Origin of the sequence: Mesorhizobium sp. LjNodule214, assembly GCF_964252735.1 — a bacterium.
GTDB lineage: Bacteria > Pseudomonadota > Alphaproteobacteria > Rhizobiales > Rhizobiaceae > Mesorhizobium.
The window spans coordinates 2,051,946-2,071,413 of sequence record NZ_CAXUPE020000002.1 but is presented as its reverse complement, the minus strand read 5'-3'; the positions used below and the strand labels follow the sequence as shown (position 1 = coordinate 2,071,413).

Below are 19,468 nucleotides of genomic sequence, written 5' to 3'. Positions count from 1 at the left end.
GCAGGCTGAACAAAACATAGCACAAGACAGCAGCACCGTCATCGAGATAATTAATCCTGTCGATATATGGGTGAAGAAGTATCTTCAAGCGACATTGATTGTTTAAAGACAATGAAAGATGGAATAATGTATTTATTCCACTTTCTTCAGTTAATTCATTAATTGAAAGGAGCAACCATGCGCTACATATCAATTCTAAGCTTAGTTTCTTTCGGTTTTATTGTCCTTGTAAATGTATCGGCGATTGCCGCCGAACAATGCAGCGACATGACCGCGTCATCGGGCCTACCAGGTTATACTCGTCAATGTAGTGTGACCTCCAATACCAGCATCGATGAAAGCGTTCTAGCGGACGCCGGCGAGCATAAAAGCTGCGGTTCGGATTGTGCGCAAGTCTACAGTCTGTGCAAGACCAGCAGGGGTAGAGACTGTCGCCAAGAATACAAAACCTGTTCTTGGAAATGCGTCTTTGGTGCGGCAATAGCGATTCGCTAGTAAAGAAAACCCGACATTTGAAATCTCTTGTGCGGAATTCTTGTTGGGCGTTTAGTGCGCGGGTCGGGCATATGCGCGCCGAAATTACCATCACTGTTTCGCCCGCCGACCGCTGCCGCCTTCTAGCTGTGGTCATATGGCATAAGGTCGTCCTTGAACAGAGCTTGGTACGCCAAATGTCATGCTTCGATTTCGTTTCGGACTTTTACCGAAAACGAATCTATCTTGGGATGGTAGCGTTTGCGACCAAGGGCAATTAATTGGACAACCTTTACACCGCCCCACAAGCGCGAATTGCTCACGGTGATGTCAGATGCCTTTCAATGGGACACAACGGTGCCAGCGGGTACTCTCGCCCTCGTCAAGCCTGATGGGGAGACGGTAGAATGCACCTTGATCCTGATGAGTGAGTGGCAAGTAAAGCTGCCTGACTACCTCAAAGTGCCTCACGGCGATCAAACCCAATCTTCATAAGAAACGGCAAGCAACCGGCAATTTCCAGGTGGGTAGCGGGGTGGATGGAAATCCGCTCAGTCCTTGTATCTTCTTGGAAACAAAGCATTTCTTGGGAGAAGATGGTGCCCAGAGGCGACCTGCCACTGTTGACCCTTCCCCGACAGGCGCGCGCCTTCTAGGCCGCAGACGCCTCAAGGATTGAAATGGGTCCTCGGGTCTGAATCACTCGTTCAAGGCGTAGCCCAGCGGCGTCGAACAACCTTGCATATTGGGCCTGCGTTCTCTCAAGGCCGCCAGTGATGGCGAGCATGACCACGTCGATACCCTTGATCTGGTTCGGTTCGTCACCCGGCGGCACGAGCGTCTCGGCCACAAGCACCTTCCCATTCGGCAGCATTGCCTTGCGGCAATTTCGCAAGATCACCGCAGCACGCCCATCCTCCCAGTCGTGAATGACCTTCTTGATGACGTACGCGTCTCCGGTGGGAACGCTCTCAAAGAAATCACCGGCGAAAAATTCGGTGCGCGGTAGGTCGCCCCCGGCACTCTGGCGCGCTGCCGCGACGCCCGAAGGCAGATCGAAAAGCATGCCGTTCAAATGGGGGTTGCGGACCAGGATTGCCGAGAGAAGCTGGCCATGTCCGCCGCCAACGTCGACGATCCGTGTGAATGGCTTGAAGTCATAAGCATCGGCAACGGCCTCGTTGCTGCCTTGGCCCAAGGCGACCATGGCACGCTGAAACAAGGCAGCCTGCTCCGGGTGTTCCGACAGCCAATCAAACCTTGGGCTCCCGAACACCTTGTCGAAGGCTGGCTTTCCGGTGCGGACAGAATGCAGGAGCTGCTCGAAGGCAAGATAGGCCTCGCTGTTGATCATACGGACAAAGTCACGGGGACCCGGGCGATCGGAGCGCAGCACCGCGCCCACCTCCGTCAACTCGAAATGACGGGGCAGCAATTCCCTAAAGACCCCTTCAGGCGCGAGAAGTCGCATTACTCGATAAAGCGCGTCAGCATTTGACTGAGTGGCAGCCGCCAGCTCATCCACCGACTGCTCGCTGGTAGCCAGGAGATCGGGGATGCCGAGTTCGACAACGACTCGCAGCGCTTGTGACACCGCGAATCCAAATCCTAGTCTCATGATCTGTTGCGACGGATTGGTCATGACTCTCCCTCGAAGAACTCTAGCTGTGGAGCGCCTCTCGAAGGAGGACCCGGACCAGAGGGTCCAATTGCGGTGCCAACAGCCACCTATTATAAGATCATCAAAGCAAACTGCTACACCTATACCCCAGCGACGCTGTCGGGGCGGGATGATCCGGGTTTTCGCCCTTCGAAAGGGAACTGCCTTCAACCTCTCATATTCCCGCATCGCGTCCCAGTGTGCCAACGGATGCATGCCTTCAAGCACTTTCGTCGCCCGCCGCTAAGCAGGCATCGCGTTGGTTCTGCTTCGAGCATGGGGACGATGGCGAGCGATGTCTTTGATGCTAGAGGTTGAGCTGAGTCCGACCATATTCTGCAAGGTCAGAGAAGCCCTAGCTGATCGTGGGGGTCGCTTTCGACAGCGGCGAGGAGGTGCGCTCTATGGTTGGACCGGCCGACCAGTGGAGCGATGAGCGGGCCATTCCCACCGCCAAAGCTCCGGCTTCAAGTCACGCAGGCATCATCGCCTGGATCCTTGACGCCGACCTGCGCTCGGTGACTGCGGCCCGCCGACGGTCTTCTGGTTGATCCCGTAGCGCTTCGCCAGCGTCCTCAGGCTCTCTTGACTATGCTGTATCGCTCGACGGACCGCCTCTGTCGTCGTGGCGCTCCCATGAAGAACCTGGCCCATAGCGCATCCCTTGATTCGGAGGACAAGGATGCCCATCAAAGCCTGGGATCAAACATCCTAGCTGGCGCGGTATGTGGAATTAGGCATGCGTTGCAGTCGCCTTCATAGCGGCGCCGGCCATTTTGACTATGCCGGCGTCGGAAGGCAGGGCCATGCCGCTAAGCTGGCCCGGTACGATTTCGTCAACAATGACAATCGCGATTACCGCAGGGCGCCGGCCGTCCACGCGCCTCCTGGACCGGCGGACACGGCACGTCTGCGTTCCCCCCGTATGTTGGTATCGGCAACTTCACGGCCGTGGGCCTTTGTGAAGAGGACTATACCTGGGTTGGAAGCCTAATAAGCGGCAAGGTTGGCGGGGGCTCCTCTTGCCCGCTGGTGCCGGCTGCTCCAAATCTCAGGATCGGACATCTTACAGAGCTGATTAACTAGCTTCCCGGCCTTTAGTTGCGCGACTTCTAATATAAGCGTTGCAAAAGGTGCGGGGGGACGCTCACAATCCAACCGCAATGGCCGGTGCGGTTCGCTATCACACCCAAACAGGGCAATCGCGCCGGCCAGCTTGAACCTGTGCGAACGCATCTCCCCGCTGCGGCCCAAATCCTTGTTGAAGACTAGCAGGCTTCAACGGTTTTTGGACTTCGCCAGCGCAAAAGGCCCGAGTGAGCCCGTCTAGGATTCTCGGGGACGCTCGTCGAGCGAACGCGACGTCCTCCGAAACTCTGGCGGATGCGATGTACAGCTGACACCGTTTGACCGACTCGAAAGCCGCGGGTTGGTTAGGTACTTTTCAACCTTGACCGGCCCGAAGAGGCCGACAATTCGCACGCGGGCTGCGCGCGAGATGCCTGTCAATCTACGCAGTTGCGCGAAACAGTCCGCTGCGGTCGCCGGCAACCAGCATGGCTAGCGGATAGTGCCGTTGTTCGAATCGCAAGTTAAGAGCAAATCCTGTCCCCGCAACCACTTCTGTCATAACACGCTAACCGTCCCGGTCTAACCGGGGCGGTTTTTGCGTTTTGACGCTGGGGACTGTCTGGTTTGCGCCGCATCCCGGTCGTAGCGACCAGCTTTGCCGCTTCCTGAAAGCAGATGAGGTGGATGGCTCCCGCTCCCGGCATCACAGTGCCACAGTGGGTTTGCTGTCAGGCAACCCGAGCCAAGGAGCCATCCGCCATGCAGATTACCACCGTGGGCCTTGATCTGGCCAAGCGCATTTTTCAAGTTCACGCCGTCGACGCGTCTGGAGACGTTGTCGTTCGCAAGGCACTGCGCCGATCGCAAGTTCTGCCGTTCTTCACCAAGTTGCCGCCCTCACTGATCGGCATGGAGGCGTGCGGCACATCGCATCATTGGGCTCGAGAGTTGACGGAGCTCGGCCATGAAGTCCGCCTGATGCCACCGTCCTACGTGAAGCCCTATGTGAAGCGCGGAAAGAATGATGCGGTGGACGCGGAAGCGATTTGCGAAGCGGTGACACGCCCGACCATGCGTTTTCGTCGTGATGAAGTCAGCCGAGCAGCAAGCGGCCCTATCGCTTCACCGCGCCCGTAATCTTCTGGTCAAGCAGCGTACGCAACTGGTGAATATGATCCGCGGCCTGTTGGCCGAGTTCGGCATCGATATTCCCGAAGGTTTGGAGCGGGCGCTTAGGCTGGCGCGCCAGATAGCCGCGAAGAAATCCACATTGGACGTACCGGCAATGGCACTGCAGATTCTGTGTCTCCTGTGCGAGCAGGTGCTCGACACCCATGCCCGGCTCCAGACCATTGACCGGTCGATCCTTGCCCAGCAAAGAACGAATGAAGTGGCACGGCGTCTATCGACCATACCTGGCATTGGCCCGATCGGTGCCACTGCGTTGGCGGCCTCGGTTGCTGATCCGAGTCGGTTCCGCTCGGGTCGAGAGTTTGCCGCCTGGCTCGGGCTGACACCTTCGCAAAACTCGAGCGGCGGAAAGGACCGTCTCGGGCACATCACCAAGATGGGCGACCGGTACCTGAGAAAGCTCCTTGTGATCGGCGCGACCTCTCTGATCCGACGGGCAAGGCATAAGCCCGAGGCTGCGGATCCGCGCCTCCTCGCGTTGCTCGCCAGGAAGCCAGCGCGCGTGGCGAGCGTAGCCATGGCAAACAAGATGGCCCGCGTGGTGTGGGCTATCATGGCGCGCGGCGAAACCTATCAAGCGCGTCATGCTCCGAACCTTGCAGCGTAAGTTGCGCAGAAGACGAGACACTGAAGCAGAAATCAGATCGAGCCGATCAATCGGCTCCATGAGGTTGTAAGAGCGACGCGATGTGATGGCGAGACCGGTCAGGTCGGGAACAGGGATAACCCATGCGATGTCGGAGGCATCATAGCCTGCAAAGCAGATTGGGACCTTGTTCGCCGACCCCATCAGGGCCAGCAGCTTCGAACGGCTGCATGAACAGGCCGGACAGAAGACTGCACCCGACCAATGCGCCAGAACAGCGAAGGGCGAACAAGCGCATCACCGATGCAGCTAGCTCTGTGAATATGTCGACGCAATGGCACTGATGACTTAGCCGCGGCCGATCAGGTCGGTCATTGCATCGATGACTTTCCCGGCCGCCGCTCCCGTGGCAGACCGGTCATTGACCAGGATCGAGGTGCGGAACGGAATGTCGAGATCGATCGCTCCATGCTAGGCGGCTTGGTCTCGACCCTGCGAGCTACCGGCTTGCCCAAATCTGTCCATTAGAGTATTCTAATTTGATGTACTTATAATTGCGGATCAACAAGTGGAGGGGCAATGGGAAGGCATGAGTGGTTAGGCTTGGCGTTAGCTTGCTCTGGAATACTTTTGAATCCGATAACCGCCGAGGCAAAAGCTTTCAAAAATTTCCAAGGCAAAGAATGCAACCGCGACTACAACGGCTTTGCCCAATGACACCGATCGGCAAATGCGATCTTCAAAGCATGATCGAGCAGTTGTCACCCGCCTGCAAAGCTTTCGTGGAGAAGCACCGGTAAAAGTCGCAATGATATTTGCACGCTGACCGCATTTCCCTCCGGGGTGGTGGGCGACGACGCCAGGCGTGACTACGCTGGTGTTCAAGCCCAATCGGTGAGTGACCACTGAATGCTCAGGCCTTGCTTCATGATGGAGGGCCACATGCCGGCCTTTTTCCGACGTGCGTACATCAAGCTGGATCGGGTCTTTTTTCTCGCGATAGCGTCAGTTGCGTTTCTCATTTGCGAGGGGGGGCGGGGACCTCTATGCGGGAGAGTTCAAGAAAACGAATTGTTGGTTCGAAATTCCGCGGGACCGCGCAGTGACGTGCGGAACCCTCAGTGTGCCTGAAAACCGGAAAGGAACACTGATGCTGAAATCACCCTGTCCGTGGTGGTCTTCGAACCGGATCGCGAACGGCACGAGCCCGTTGTCTATTATCGGTGCCGCCGCGCAGCAAGTTGAAGTCCCTGGCCAGGCCGCTCCTGCGGTCGCACTACCGGGAACCAACTACGTCGTCGCGCCTGCGACCTTCGCAGGACCTGGCGCAGATCGGCCCCTGAAGGATTTGCAGACCGCGATTGCCGATTGGCTCGCGTTCGAATTTGGCCTTCCGAAGGTATCTGCTCAGGCAAAAATCGTATTTGCATCTGAAACCCGGATGGCGGACCTGCGGTTTCGGGACGTGCCCTCTGACCTCGGGCCGAACGACAAACCCGATCTCCTGGCAGTTTATGACGACGACGCGAGGACGATCTACCTGCCCGACGGATGGACAGGCGGAACCGCCGCCGACCGCTCGGTGCTGGTGCACGAAATGGTGCACCATCTCCAGAACGGCGGCGGATTGAAGTTCGCTTGCCCCGAAGAGCGCGAGAAGACGGCATATGAAGCGCAAGAGCGTTGGCTGCAGCTTTTCGGCAGCAGCCTTGAGGCGGATTTCCAAATCGACCCGTTCACGGTACTGGCCCGTACAACCTGCCTCTATTGATCCCACTTGGAGCATCCAGGCCGTCAATTCCCAGCGAGTAGATCGAGCGAAGCTCCCATGCTCGCCGCCGACATATAGTACAGTCGGCCGCATGCCAGGGCCGCCAAACAAGGACGGCATTGGGCTGACGGTCCGAAAAGCTGAAGGTCCGAAAAAAACGAATTCCTGCCGTGCGGCCCGATCGTCGAATCCGTCCGCAACGGGTCAGATCCGTCATGCTACCCTGGCAACTGAACGACCGCAAAGGGTCGTCTCCAGCCGCAGCGCGAACGTCAACCTTCGGAGAAGCTCTGGGAATGTCAAGAAATGGCGCTGCTTGCCCGTTCAGTTTGACGAGAGCAATGGCTGACTTCCACCCCGGCCGGACCCGAGCCTCATCAGGTGTTCAGAAGTCTGAACGCACCAACCAACCACATGCGCCGGACCTTTGTATCCTTGGCGAGAGCGGTCATTCAGTGGCGCGATGCGTAACTGCTACTCGCCCATTGCTTGGGAACGTACCGGCACCTGTCCTTAAGAGAGAACCGCACTAGTTTAGGCGATGGGACGTGCGCTGCAATTTTTGCTGGGCCGTCTTTGAGGAGTATTGTCGGACGTGGGCTTGAAAAGCCGACACCTTCGGGAGGAACCGATGACCAAAGCAAGGATCCAGACATGGAATATGAGGTCGCGCCGCAAGTTCCTTGGCGAGGCGGCCGTGGCAGCTGCGGCGATCGTTGCCGCGCCGAGCGTCGTCAAGGCACAGGGGCCGGTCAACATGCGCTGGCAGAGCACATGGCCTTCCAAGGATATCTTTCACGAATACGCGCTCGATTTCGCCAAGAAGGTCAACGACATGACCGGCGGCGACCTCAAGATCGAGGTGCTGCCGGCGGGCGCCGTGGTGCCGGCCTTCGGCCTGCTCGACGCGGTGTCGCAAGGAACGCTCGATGGCGGCCACGGCGTGCTCGTCTACCACTACGGCAAACAGACGGCGCTGGCGCTGTGGGGGTCCGGGCCGGGCTTCGCCATGGATGCCAACATGCTGCTCGCCTGGCACAAATATGGCGGCGGCAAGGAACTGCTCGCAAAGCTCTACGAATCCATCGGCGCCAATGTCGTTTCGTTCCCCTATGGGCCGATGCCGACACAGCCGCTCGGCTGGTTCAAGAAGCCGATAGCGAAGGCCGAGGATCTCCAGGGCCTGAAGTTCCGCACCGTCGGCATTTCCATTGACGTGTTCACCGGTCTCGGTGCTGCGGTCAACGCGCTGCCGGGCGGCGAAATCGTCGCGGCATTGGATCGCGGCCTGCTCGATGCGGCCGAGTTCAACAACGCGTCGTCCGACCGGGTGCTCGGTTTTCCGGACGTCTCCAAGATCTGCATGCTGCAGAGCTATCACCAGAATGCGGAGCAGTTCGAGATCATGTTCAACAAGACGAAATACGACGCCCTGCCCGATCAGATGAAGGCAATCATCACCAATGCGGTCGAGGCCGCCTCGCAGGACATGGCCTGGAAGGCGATCGACCGTTATTCGAAAGACTATTTGGAGATGCAGACGCAGGACAAGGTCAAATTCTACAAGACACCGGAAGCAATCCTCAAGCGACAGCTGGAGGTCTACGACGAGGTCGTGAAGAAGAAGGCGGCTGAAAACCCGCTGTTCAGGGAGGTCCTTGAATCGCAGCTCGCCTTTGCCCAGCGGGCAACACGATGGGAACAGGACGTAGTCGTCAGCCGCCGCCTGGTCTTCAATCATTACTTCGGACCTGACGGGGCAGCAAAGAAGATCTGAAGCACAGTTCGAGCCGGCAAGGCACCATCGGGGCCATGACCGAACGGTGCCTTGCCTTCTTACCAACACTCTGGCCATCCGGCTGCCTCGCATGAACGTCCAGAATTTCCTGAATACAATCGATGCAATCAGCGCGTGGGTCGGCAAGGCCGCGGCGTGGCTCATCATCGGGCTGATGACGCTGGTCTGCGTCGAGGTATTCAAGCGCTACATCATGAACATGCCGACCGCGTGGATCTTCGACGCCAGCAACATGCTCTACGGCACGCTGTTCATGCTCGCCGGGGCATACGGGCTGGCGCAGAATGCCCATGTGCGCGGCGACTTTCTATACAGCTCGATGCGGCCCCGGACTCAAGCCGCGCTCGATCTTTTGTTGTACGTGGTTTTCTTCCTGCCGGGGATCGCGGCTCTCGTCTATGCAGGCTACGACTATGCCGCGATTTCATGGCGGATCGGGGAGCATTCGACCGTGACAGCTGAGGGTCCGCCGATCTACTATTTCAAATCGGTCATTCCGCTGGCCGGCGCCCTGGTGATGCTCCAGGGCGTGGCCGAGATCGTGCGCTGCATCGTCTGTCTCAGGACCGGGCAATGGCCCAGCCGGCGCAAGGACGTTGCGGAGATCGACGTCGTGGAGGAACAGCTCGCGCTCAGTGAATATGTGGATGAAGAGACGCGCAAGACCGCCATCGAGCGCGCGCAAAAGATAGACGAGGAAGCGCGGCAGCGCGGAATGGGTGGAGATCTGCAGAGATGAGCGATCCAGCCCTCGGACTCACGATGCTCATGCTCATCGTGGTCGTCATCGTCATGGGTTTCCCGACAGCCTTCACGCTGATGGGGCTCGGCATGTTTTTCGGGTTCTACGCGTTCTACAACCCGGCGGAGCACTGGATCGACAACCGCGTGTTCGATCTGATGGTCCAGCGCACCTATGGGGCAATGACCAATGACGTTCTGATCTCCATCCCGCTTTTCGTGCTCATGGGATATGTGATGGAACGCGGGGCGCTGGTCGACAAGATGTTCTACAGCATCCAGCTTTCGTTCCGACGAGTACCGGCGTCGCTGGCCATTGCTACGCTCATCGTCTGCACCTTCTGGGGCATCGCCAGTGGCCTCGTCGGCGCCGTTGTGGTCTTGATGGGGGTGATTGCCTTCAATCCGATGCTGCGCGCCGGATACGATGTGAAGCTCGCTTCCGGCGTGATCACCGCGGGCGGCACGCTGGGCATCCTGATCCCGCCGTCAGTCATGATCATCGTCTATGCGGCGGTTGCAGGCCAGTCCGTCGTGAAGCTCTATGCTGCGGCGATGTTCCCCGGTTTTTTCCTCGCCTTCCTTTATCTCGTCTACATTCTTGGCTGGGCGACAATCAGTCCGAAGATCGCCCCACCTTTGCCAGAGGATCAAACAAAGGTTCCGGTGCCGGCGTGGATGCGAAGCTTTCAGACAGTTTACTCGCGCAACATGCTTGTTGGACTTCTTTCCGCATTGTTCTCGCCGTCCAAGGCGACGGTGCTCGAGACGGAGAACGGACGCCTCACATATTGGAAGCTGTTCAAGAATTTCTGCGCTGCGCTGGTACCTTTCGCCTTGACAGTACTCACCCTCTTGCTGGTGTGGTGGTATGTCGTCATCCATCCGCAAGCATCGGCCGACGTCGAAGCTCCAGTCGGATTGGAGCAGCTCGGCGCTCCGGCAGTGGAGGAACTTGGCGCACCCGCGGTGGACGCAGTGCCGGCAACCAGCTTCTACGTCACCTTCGGCATCATCGCAGCATTCGCCGCAGTGGTGCTCGTCCGCTACTACCGGAACATGACTGCCGAACGGCTAGAGGTCCTGAAGCTGCTGGTCTCGTCGGTCATGCCGCTGGGCATACTTACCGTCGTCGTGCTCGGCGTCATCCTGTTCGGAATCACGACGGCGACCGAGTCCGCGGCAGTCGGCGCCGCTGGTGCCTTTCTGCTGGCGTTCCAGGCCCGGACGCTCGACTGGAAACGCATCAAGGAAGCAGTGTTCCTGACGGCGAAGACCACAGCCATGGTTTGCTGGCTCTTTGTCGGCTCGGCGCTGTTCTCCGCCGTTTTTGCGATCCTCGGCGGCCAGGCACTTCTCGAGCAATGGGTGCTGTCGCTCGACTTGTCGCCCGTGCAGTTCATGATCCTGTCGCAAGCGATCATATTCATTCTCGGCTGGCCGCTCGAATGGACCGAAATCATCATCATCTTCGTGCCGATCTTCCTGCCGATGTTGAAGCACTTCAACATCGACCCGATCCTCTGGGGGGTTCTCGTCTTCGTGAATTTGCAAGCGGCGTTCTTGTCACCCCCGGTCGCGATGTCGGCGTTCTATCTCAAGGGCGTTTCCCCACCGCATGTCACCCTCAACCAGATATTCGCAGGCATGATGCCTTACATGCTGATCGTCATCCTCTGCATGATCCTCATGTATATCTGGCCCGGCATGGCGCTCTGGCTTCCGAACTATCTTTACGGCGGCTGAGAAAGACTCCGTTCTCGGACGCCTTCCGCGACCGCGCGTTTTCGGCCGCTTCGACCCACGGGATGTCCTTTTGAACGCCAAAGCAGGATCTCGGAGATACAGGTGATCGGAAGGTCTACTTTCGGGCGACAATCGGCGCGAGCGAATGACGGCTTCGGGTCATGAGCGTGAATTCGGCCAGGGCGAACGAACTTCCGCTTCCTCGTCATGGGCGTCGAAGACGCGTTGCGCGTAGCTGTCGAGCAGAGCTTCGCAGGCGCGCAGGCGTTCCGTGGCTTCCTCGGCCAGCGCCGCGCCGTAGAAGTCGAGCTTCTTGATCTTCTCCAGCCACCCCTGGAGCTTCTTCAGATCGGTGTCCTCCTCCTCGAGCTCCGCATAGGTGAATTTGTTGATGGCGATCTCCTTGGCGATCTCCTTCTCGAAATCGGCGCAGCGGCCGAGGAACTCGCGATACTGCTCGTCGCGGTCCGCCTTGAAGCGGGCGACGACCTTCTCTTCCTGGACCCGATCGAGGGCGATCGTCTCCAGGATGACGGACTCACCGCGCATCTCAGAAACATCGTTCTCTAGCATCTTCAGCCGGCGGACATGGTCGTCGGTCTTGGGCAACAGGCAGACGCCGTTCTGCAGATAGACGGCGCCCATACCCTTGAGCCGTCGCCACAGCGCGATGCGCTTGGCCGCCGGTTCGGGCGGTACTTTATATGTCAGAAGAAGCCATGAGGCAGCTACCATGGCTCCTCTGTAATGCAACGGTCGTAACATTTCAATAGAAATGCTTCGCGCCATCCGGAGCGATTGCTTAGGAGCAGTGAGGCAATCGCTACGACGACGGGTGCACCGCATCGAACGCAAAAGACAACGCGTGAGCAAAGCTCGCAAACTTTGCCCACGTATTTGGCCAATTCCGTACCCGTGCCGCCCGGAGACTCCTTAACACCACCGGTCGGAAAATTGATCTTCGTGGCGGGCCGCTACCAACCGTAGCTCAGGGTAGCGCCGCCGCCGCCATTGCCGTTCTGCACCACATTGGCGCTGGTGTTCCCTCCGAACTGGAAAATGCCGTAAGCGTTGTCGTCGCCGTTTTGCTGCAAGGTGGCGGAATGACCGTTACCCTTCTGCTGGATGATGCCCACATTGCCGCGCCCGTTCTGGGCGATGCCAGCCGCGTTGCCGCGTCCGGACTGACGGATGCTGGCGCCGTGCAGGCCGCGATAGAGCGAATAGAAGCGCAGGCCGGTCGCCAGAGCGCTGCCGTCGCGCGCGTTGGCCGGGGCATAGGTCACCGAAACCGAGCCGCCGGCGAAGGTCGGTGTGGAAAGTGCCAACTGACCGATGCTGCCGGCAACGAGAGCGGCGGTAAGGGTCTTGAACATATTGCAGGTCATCCTGGTTCTCCATTTTCCGGTTGCCTCAGCCCATGGCCACCTTCTCATTTCGCGGCTGAACCTTGCCGGAGTCCGCCGTTCAGATTGCATTCAGCCGCCTTTTCATGGCTGGCTTGCATAAAAAAGGGCGCCGGTCGCCCGACGCCCTTTTTGCAAAACCCGGACGGTGCGATCAGGTCGCACCGCCGATCCGGTCGGTGCAGCCGATGCTCTTGCCGTCGACCGTGACCTCAAGCCTGGCGTCATAGACGGCGCCCTTCGCGTCGAGCGTGACGGCGCCGAGTGTGGCAGGCCTGCCGGGCGCAGCGCTGAAGGCGCCGCCCTGCTCAATATTGGTGCCGCCAGTCTGCCCGGCGCTTTCGACATGGAAGGAATAGGTTCCGCTAACCTTTCTGTCCGCATAGGCGAGCGCCTCCAGCGAGACCATGTCGCCCTCCGGCGTGACCCGGATTTCGCAGCGCGCTGGCCCGACGGATTGGTCGGCGGTGGCAATGGTTGCCAGAGCGCCGACCGGGATCAGGATTAGGGCGAGTGCGGCCATGACGCGGCGGGGATGCTTGATGATGCGTGGCATGGTTCTTCTCCTGGCGTTGGATTGCGGCCGCGGACCTTTCCGCGACCGCCCGCCTGGTTGGTGGTCCGCTTACGGGCAGGCCTGGACGAAGGCGGCGACGTTGCCGCTGCCGCCCTGGCTGACATTGGCATCGCAGCCGTGGCCAACTTGCACGCCGGCAGCGATATTGCCATTGCCGTCCTGGGTGAGGATGGTGGTGTGGTTGGAGCCGAACTGGCCAACGCCGGCCACGTTGCGGTTGCCGTTTTGGTAGGTGGCGCCGTAGTTGCCGACGCCGTCCTGGCCGATGGCCGAAAGGTTGTGGCGGCCGCGCTGCTGGCCGATCACCTTGTTGAACCGGCCGTTCTGGTAGACGCGGATGCGGTTTCGGAAGCCGTTCTGGGCGCCGCCAGCCGAGTTCGACCAGCCGTATTGCTCGATGCTCACGTCGTTGGCCATGGCCGGTGCCGCGGCGGTGATACCGACAAGGGCGGCGAGCGCAGTTGCGATGAAAGAATTGCGGATCATGAGAGCGTCTCCTTTGGCGGACGGGACCGCGAGTTGAACGTCTCCTTTTTAGGAGATGCCGTTCGAACCGATGCTGAAGGCAACGTTCAGCCAAGGTTCAGGAGAAGCCTGGATGGGTCGTGGCGGCTCTAGACTAGGCGTGCGGTTATCACGCCGCTCGGAGAGCAGCTAACCTTACCAAAGGATGGGCAAGATAGACTTTTCGGTCATTCGCGTTGTAGGGCGCGGATGTCCTTTGTAGGGTGGTTTGCGGCTCTTGATCGCGGGCCCAACGACGACCGGTTTGCGCCACTTAGGTACATTCGCAGCGCCGCCGCTGCGAATGCGGACCGTCGTACTCGGAATTTCACAGGACGCTGGTGGTTCAGGACGACGCGATTACCACGCACCAATGAATTATTTGCCGTTCGATCATCAAAATTCCTCCCGAAGAACCGATCAGATTTTACACGGCCTCGACGTCAACTTGCGGCATGGGTTGTGAGGTGCCAGCCTGGCTTTCTCCCGTGAGCGCCGTTGCAGCATCGGGCTGCCGAAGTGTGATCACGCCAACTAGAAAGCCCTGAACCAAAACCAGAAGGTAGGCCTCGAGGATGACCATGCAAGGCACGACGAAGTTCAGCTGCGGTGCGGCACCGAGAACCACCGGTATCGTCCACGAGACGATTGAGATGACGCCACAGCCGATCAACGCAGCCCTTTTCCTAGATGAGATTCCGTCCAGCAATCGGCGGCCGATCTGATGGCGGAGGAATGGCAGGACGAGCCGGTGGATGGCGATTCCGTTTAGGGTCAGAATCGCCACGATGGTTAATTTGGCCCATATCTTCGGATTGAGCAGCTTTTCCGGCTCTGTTGCTTGGTAGAGCAGTAGGAAGCCGATGCCTGAGAACCAGAGCAGGGCGAGCCCTAGCGCGACGAAGCGGCTTATCCATTCGACATTGTTCACCAGTTCTGCCGTCACGGCCGTGCGGCGATAGCGCGATACCATCAGGTCGATAGCCAAAGCACCGCCGAACCCGAGGACCAGCCCTGCAAAATGAAGCAATCGAAGGGTCGTCCGGATGTAGGACACAAGTGCCGGTGACGATGCGACAGAGAGGTCGAGAGCGCTCAATTTTCAACACCAAGAACGAGCAAAGCGATGCCGGCGCGCCACCCATAGAAGGTCGCGCCCGAATGCTTCGAGCCGAGAGGATTGGAAGTTTCAACCCGGTAGCTCCCTGGAACGGCGGGCCGGAAGCCGAGCGGCCCAACTCGTATTTAACTTGAATATCGTCGTCAAGTATCACAAGCGGCTATTTCAGAACTTTTGCAAATTTCCGAAGCGTCACATGCAGAGGTGGCTCGCCGCCGGATTTTTGGTCAGCCGACCCCTGACAGAATGCGAGGTGCTCAACCACCTAAGTTCACAATTAGCAACAACTAAAATTGTCTCCTTGCATTTAAGGGCGTCGTAATTTAGCCGGACGATAAAGCCGGGTGCCAGCCACGGTGGCTGGCTTGCTGAAATCGGACACAACGATGAAAAAGTTCCCTTTGCTGGTAGCGACCTCGATCGGCCTGCTGGGCGTTCTCATGGCCGGGAAATCGTTTGCAAGCCAAGTCTCCGATCACGGCGCTCCGGTGACCGCCGCCATACCAAACGATGACAGCGAGGATGCCGGCGATCAGAACGATGACAATGTCGTGGAAAGCGACGACAGCACCGATGATCAAAATGGTGATGGCGTCGAGCAGGGCGACCAGGGTGACGATGGCGTCGACGCCGGTCCGCATGAGGGCGACCAGGGTGACGACACCGGCGATGATAGCAGCGACAGCGATCACGAGAGCGGCGACCATGCCGGTGGCGATAGCGGGGGCGGCGACAGCGGCGGCGATCACGGGGGTGACGACTGATACGTTAGTCCACTTTGCAGCCTTTGGCCCCGCCGACTGGCGGGGCTTTTTGCGCCTGGACCAGAGCTATATCGGCCGGATGGCAAAGGGCTGGACGTTCCAATTTCTTGATCACCCGCGGCACTCTGGCATGTCGCGACCAGTTCCGGGCCAATAAAATGAATTGGTAGTGCCCTGCTAGTTGGGGTCGCCGGACCTGGGGCTCCCGTGCGAGCCGCCGCCGTAGCTGTCGGAGCGACCTTCGCGGAAGTTGGAGCGACCTTGATCGACCTTGTAGGCTTGACCGGGAGGGCGAGGTGGACATGGTTCTTGCCCCCTCCACGGCGGACGTGATCCACCCGATTTGGCAATCGCCGCAGAACTCAGGCTTGCGCCGAGCAAAAGCGTTATCGCCGGCGGTGTCACCGCCGCGAAGCGCCCCGCCTTCTTGAGAAAGTCGCGGCGCGCCTGAAGTCGCTTTTCGTGAAAGAGAGTGCAAGCGATTCAGGCAAGGGGTGCCGGTGTGGCGGGGGAAGATGTTAAAAACTCTGCGGTACACAAACACAGCCGCAGAATTAAGAGCTTAAAGCGACATGGTGAACGAGGGGTTAAAGCAACCTTAGCCTTTAGGAGCCTCGCCAGCGCCCGTCTCGGCTGGCTATAGCGTGAAGCGCGCCTAAAAAGGCAGCGCCGATCTCGGTACGGCGCAAAGAAACAGCGCGTGTCGCCCTTTCTGAAACCGCCTGATCCGGCGCACCTGCAGGTCGCATCGCGTAAGGGTAACCCAAAACCACTTTTTTGGACGAATTTGTGCCGCAAATCCGCGCGAGATTCTGGCTCGCACTGTTTTCGGAAGATTTCCGTCTCTGCGGCGTTGTTGTTCGTATGGATGGCGGATTGTAATGCGCACGCTCCAGAAATTCCTCGGCTTCCTGGTCGCGCTCACCATCCTTGCGGTCTGTTTCGCGACCGGGGCTCTCGCCCAGGGCGAAAAGCGCCTGGCCTTCGTGATCGGCAATGCCGCCTATCAGTCCGGAGAGCTGGCAACGCCCGCCAATGATGCCGGTCTGATCGCACAGACCTTGCAGGCGGCAGGATTCGATGTCGTCGGGGCGCGCGACGTCGACCAGGAGTCGCTACGCGGCGCGTTCCGTGATTTCCTCGGCAAGGTCTCGGCCGCCGGTCCGGACGCGGTGGTCTTTGTCTATCTCGCCGGACATGGCGTCCAGTTCGAAGGCGAGAACTATTTCGTGCCGGTCGACGCCCAGATCTCGAATGCCACCGATGTGCCGATCGCGGCGGTGCGGGTCTCCGATCTCACCAAGCCGCTCGCCGCGTTGCCGACCAAGGTCAACATCATCGTGCTCGATGCCGCGCGGCCAAATTCCTTCGCGCAGTCGAAGCAGCCACTTGCCGGTGGCCTCGCGCTGGTCGATCCCGATCCGAACATGCTCATCGCCTTCAACGCCGCTCCAGGGACGGTCGCGCCAGGAGGCAAGGGGCCCTATGGCGCCTATGCCCAGGCATTGGCCGAGATGATGCGCGAAGGCGGTTTGCCATTGGACGAAGTCTTCGACAGGACGCGGCTGCGCGTCAACGAAGTGACCGAGGGCGGCGAGCTGCCCTGGAGCGCTTCGAAGATCACCGAGCCCTTCGTCTTCTTCGAACGCGGTCCGGATGCTCCCCCGCCCCAGGTTTCAGCGGCGGAGGTCGGCAAGATGCGGACAAAGGAGATCCGCGACTTTGATGCACTCGACGCCTATGCCGCGGCTCTCGAGCGTGACACGCTGCGCGGTTACCAGGACTTTCTCGCTGCCTATCCTCAAGACCCGATGGCCAGGCGCGTGCACGCGATCATCGGGGCGCGGCGCGAGGCGATCACCTGGCGAGAGACCTGGCTGCGGGACACGCCGGAAGCCTACTGGTCCTATCTCGAGCGTTATCCACATGGCCCGCATGCCTGGGATGCGCGCCGCCGGCTCGCGCATTTCGATGCCGCCCTGGAGCCGCCGGAGGATTTCACCCTCTATGTCTATGACGTGCCGCCGCCGCCGCCGGAGGAAATCGTCTATATCGACCGGCTCGTGATATATTTCGATGATCCCGACTTCGACTTCGCGCCGCCGCCACCGGTGGCGGTGATCTTCCTTCCGCCGCCGCCGCCGGATTTCATCGTGTTGCCGCCACCGCCGCCGCCAGTCGCGATCTTCGTTCTGCCGGTGCCGGTCTTCGTGCCCGTGCCCGTATGGGTCAACCCGCCACACAACATCGTGCCGCCGCCGGACAACATCGTCTTCAACAACATCCACAACACCACCATCATCAACAACACGACGATCAACAACGAGACCATCAACCAGACTGGGCAGGCCAGCGGGAATGCGCCGGGCGGTCTCACCACCGGCCAGAAGGCGGCCGGCGCCGCCACGGGCCTGGGTGCGACCGCGCTTGCGGCCAAGGTCGCGTTGCCGCCGCTGCTGCAGAAAAAGGCCGCGCTGGCCAAGCAGGGCCCAGGCGGCCTGCCGGCGAAGCTCGGCCAGGGCGCGACGCAAGGCCAGCAGCCGAATGGAGCGACGCCGCTGTCGAAGACGTTGCCTGCCGGCAAGCGTTCAACCGAACACGCGCTGCCTGGGGCCAAGGGCAAGCCGCTGCCGCTCGTCAATGGCAAGCCGCCGCTGCTCAACAGCCAGTCCTTGCCCAACGACAAGTCCAGGAAGTTCCTGCGCAAGCAAGGTGCGGCGGGCAGGAACCAGCAAGCTACCGGAAACGCCGGCGCCGCCGTAACGGGAGAGCAGGGTACGGGACAGCAGCCGAATGGAGCGACGCCGCTGTCGAAGACGTTGCCTGCCGGCAAGCTTTCAACCGAACACGCCCTGCCTCGGGCCAAGGGCAAGACGCCGCTGCTCGACAGCCAGACCTTGTCCAATGACAAGTCCAGGAAGTTCCTGCGCAAGCAAGGTGCGGCGGGCAGGAACCAGCAAGCTACCGGAAATGCCGGTGCCGCTGTGACAGGAGAGCAAGGCACGGGCCAGCAGAGCGGGCAGGGCAAGAAGTTCCGCAAGCTTCCGACCGTCAATGGCGCACCGGCCGGGAACGGCCTGAGCGCCCAAGAGAGGTTTAAGAGAAACAATCCGACTGTGTTCTCCGACCAGAACAATGGCAAACCCAGGAAGCTGCTGCGCAGGCAAGGCCTGCCCGAGGGCAAGCCATTGTCGTCCGGCCAGGCGATTGTCGTGAACCCGAACGGGCAAGGCTCGGCGACCGGGAACGAAAAGGGCAGGAAGTTCCGCAAGCTTCCGGCCATCGGGGGTGGATCGGCTGGCGGTGAGGTCAACGTCCAGCGCAACTTCAAAGTCAACAGGCCCAACGAAAATCCGCAGCGCCAATTCAAGCTGCAGGAACAGCCGAATGCTCAAGTGTTCTCCAGGCCCCGGAAACCAGAGTTCCAAGCGCAGCCAAGGCCCCAGGTCCAGATGCAAGAGCGACGTCAGCCGCCCGCACCTTTCAAGCCGCAGCAGCCACAGGCCGGAAAGAAGCCGTCCTGTGGGCATCCGGGCGAGCCGGCCTGCAGCAAATAGGAGCGCGGCAGGCAATCGGCGATGCAATCGCGCGAGGTGGATCGGTGAGGCTCTAGATGGGCGAGAGCGAAAGTTGATGGTCGACTGGATCGACAGCCGCCCACTGGGCATCGGCTAAGACCGCCCGGCCTATGAGGCCCGGAACCATGCGGAACGATACGGGAAGGCCTCTGATTCTGAACACGTCCCCGGGCCTACCACATTGATCCATGCAATGCGACTTGACGTTGTCAAATCTCCACCACCAGTGAATGTCGGTATCGGTGGTTGCGTGTCCCCGCAACCAAATACCAAAACGGCCCGCCTCGTGCGGGCCGTTTTGGTATTTGGCTGTGATGGCCGGTCGATTTTGACCCTCATCAGGGGCCCGCAAGGAGGTGAATCCGACGCCGCGGGACTAAAAAGTCAAATCCTGTCCCCGCAACCAAATTTCGAAAACGGCCCGCCTTGTGCGGGCCGTTTTCGTTTGGGAACATGCAAGAGGGAAATTGCGGAACCCCAA

At 59.7% G+C, this 19,468-nt stretch carries 13 protein-coding genes and 2 pseudogenes; 7 read left to right on the top strand and 8 right to left on the bottom strand.

Translation table 11 applies throughout. The features are described from left to right. Nucleotides 1–1,126: 1,126 nt before the first annotated feature. Nucleotides 1,127–2,116, bottom strand: coding sequence for a methyltransferase (locus tag ACSQ3Z_RS23745; protein WP_436173686.1), 990 nt, complete (start codon nt 2,114–2,116; stop codon nt 1,127–1,129). Nucleotides 2,117–2,668: 552 nt separating this feature from the next. Beyond that, a pseudogene (locus ACSQ3Z_RS23740) lies at nt 2,669–2,788 on the bottom strand (IS481 family transposase); the annotation flags it as partial. Between the two features lie 1,176 nt (nt 2,789–3,964). Here ACSQ3Z_RS23740 and ACSQ3Z_RS23735 point away from each other — a divergent pair. The 5 genes and pseudogenes from ACSQ3Z_RS23735 to ACSQ3Z_RS23715 all read left to right on the top strand — a co-directional run bounded on the left by ACSQ3Z_RS23735 (nt 3,965) and on the right by ACSQ3Z_RS23715 (nt 11,038). Beyond that, nucleotides 3,965–5,003, top strand: a pseudogene (locus ACSQ3Z_RS23735) (IS110 family transposase). A 1,129-nt stretch (nt 5,004–6,132) separates the two neighbouring features. Continuing rightward, nucleotides 6,133–6,753, top strand: coding sequence for a DUF6647 family protein (locus ACSQ3Z_RS23730; protein WP_436173685.1), 621 nt, complete (start codon nt 6,133–6,135; stop codon nt 6,751–6,753). A 631-nt stretch (nt 6,754–7,384) separates the two neighbouring features. Further along, nucleotides 7,385–8,530: a TRAP transporter substrate-binding protein gene (locus tag ACSQ3Z_RS23725; protein ID WP_436173684.1), complete on the top strand. Its 1,146-nt coding sequence runs from the start codon at nt 7,385–7,387 to the stop codon at nt 8,528–8,530. A 91-nt stretch (nt 8,531–8,621) separates the two neighbouring features. Further along, entirely contained in the window at nt 8,622–9,290 is a 669-nt protein-coding gene (locus ACSQ3Z_RS23720) for a TRAP transporter small permease subunit (protein WP_436173683.1), read from the top strand. Next, nucleotides 9,287–11,038 carry a TRAP transporter large permease gene (locus tag ACSQ3Z_RS23715; RefSeq protein ID WP_436173682.1) on the top strand — a complete coding sequence of 584 codons (1,752 nt, stop codon included), beginning with the start codon at nt 9,287–9,289 and terminating at the stop codon, nt 11,036–11,038. The genes ACSQ3Z_RS23720 and ACSQ3Z_RS23715 overlap by 4 nt, the downstream gene beginning before the upstream one ends. A 159-nt stretch (nt 11,039–11,197) precedes the next feature. On the opposite strand, the gene ACSQ3Z_RS23710 is transcribed toward ACSQ3Z_RS23715, so the two are convergent. The 5 genes from ACSQ3Z_RS23710 to ACSQ3Z_RS23690 form a co-directional block, all read right to left on the bottom strand. Continuing rightward, nucleotides 11,198–11,773, bottom strand: a complete 576-nt coding sequence (locus ACSQ3Z_RS23710) for a Chromate resistance protein ChrB (RefSeq protein WP_436173681.1) — start codon at nt 11,771–11,773, stop codon at nt 11,198–11,200. 239 nt (nt 11,774–12,012) lie between these two features. Then, nucleotides 12,013–12,426: a curlin gene (locus ACSQ3Z_RS23705; RefSeq protein ID WP_436173680.1), complete on the bottom strand. Its 414-nt coding sequence runs from the start codon at nt 12,424–12,426 to the stop codon at nt 12,013–12,015. A 172-nt stretch (nt 12,427–12,598) separates the two neighbouring features. Next, entirely contained in the window at nt 12,599–13,000 is a 402-nt protein-coding gene (gene csgH / locus ACSQ3Z_RS23700; RefSeq protein WP_436173679.1) for a curli-like amyloid fiber formation chaperone CsgH, read from the bottom strand. Between the two features lie 69 nt (nt 13,001–13,069). Then, nucleotides 13,070–13,507 (bottom strand): curlin, encoded by a 438-nt coding sequence (locus ACSQ3Z_RS23695; RefSeq protein ID WP_436173678.1) that lies wholly within the window; start codon nt 13,505–13,507, stop codon nt 13,070–13,072. Nucleotides 13,508–13,952: 445 nt separating this feature from the next. Beyond that, nucleotides 13,953–14,624 (bottom strand): hypothetical protein, encoded by a 672-nt coding sequence (locus ACSQ3Z_RS23690; protein ID WP_436173677.1) that lies wholly within the window; start codon nt 14,622–14,624, stop codon nt 13,953–13,955. A gap of 386 nt (nt 14,625–15,010) precedes the next feature. Here ACSQ3Z_RS23690 and ACSQ3Z_RS23685 point away from each other — a divergent pair, with 386 nt between their 5' ends. After that, complete coding sequence (locus ACSQ3Z_RS23685) at nt 15,011–15,409, top strand: hypothetical protein (RefSeq protein WP_436173676.1); 399 nt, start codon at nt 15,011–15,013, stop codon at nt 15,407–15,409. Nucleotides 15,410–15,586: 177 nt separating this feature from the next. Here ACSQ3Z_RS23685 and ACSQ3Z_RS23680 read toward each other — a convergent pair whose 3' ends face one another. Further along, nucleotides 15,587–15,892 (bottom strand): hypothetical protein, encoded by a 306-nt coding sequence (locus tag ACSQ3Z_RS23680; RefSeq protein ID WP_436173972.1) that lies wholly within the window; start codon nt 15,890–15,892, stop codon nt 15,587–15,589. A 398-nt stretch (nt 15,893–16,290) separates the two neighbouring features. Here ACSQ3Z_RS23680 and ACSQ3Z_RS23675 point away from each other — a divergent pair, with 398 nt between their 5' ends. Then, complete coding sequence (locus ACSQ3Z_RS23675; protein ID WP_436173675.1) at nt 16,291–18,966, top strand: caspase family protein; 2,676 nt, start codon at nt 16,291–16,293, stop codon at nt 18,964–18,966. Nucleotides 18,967–19,468: the final 502 nt, after the last annotated feature.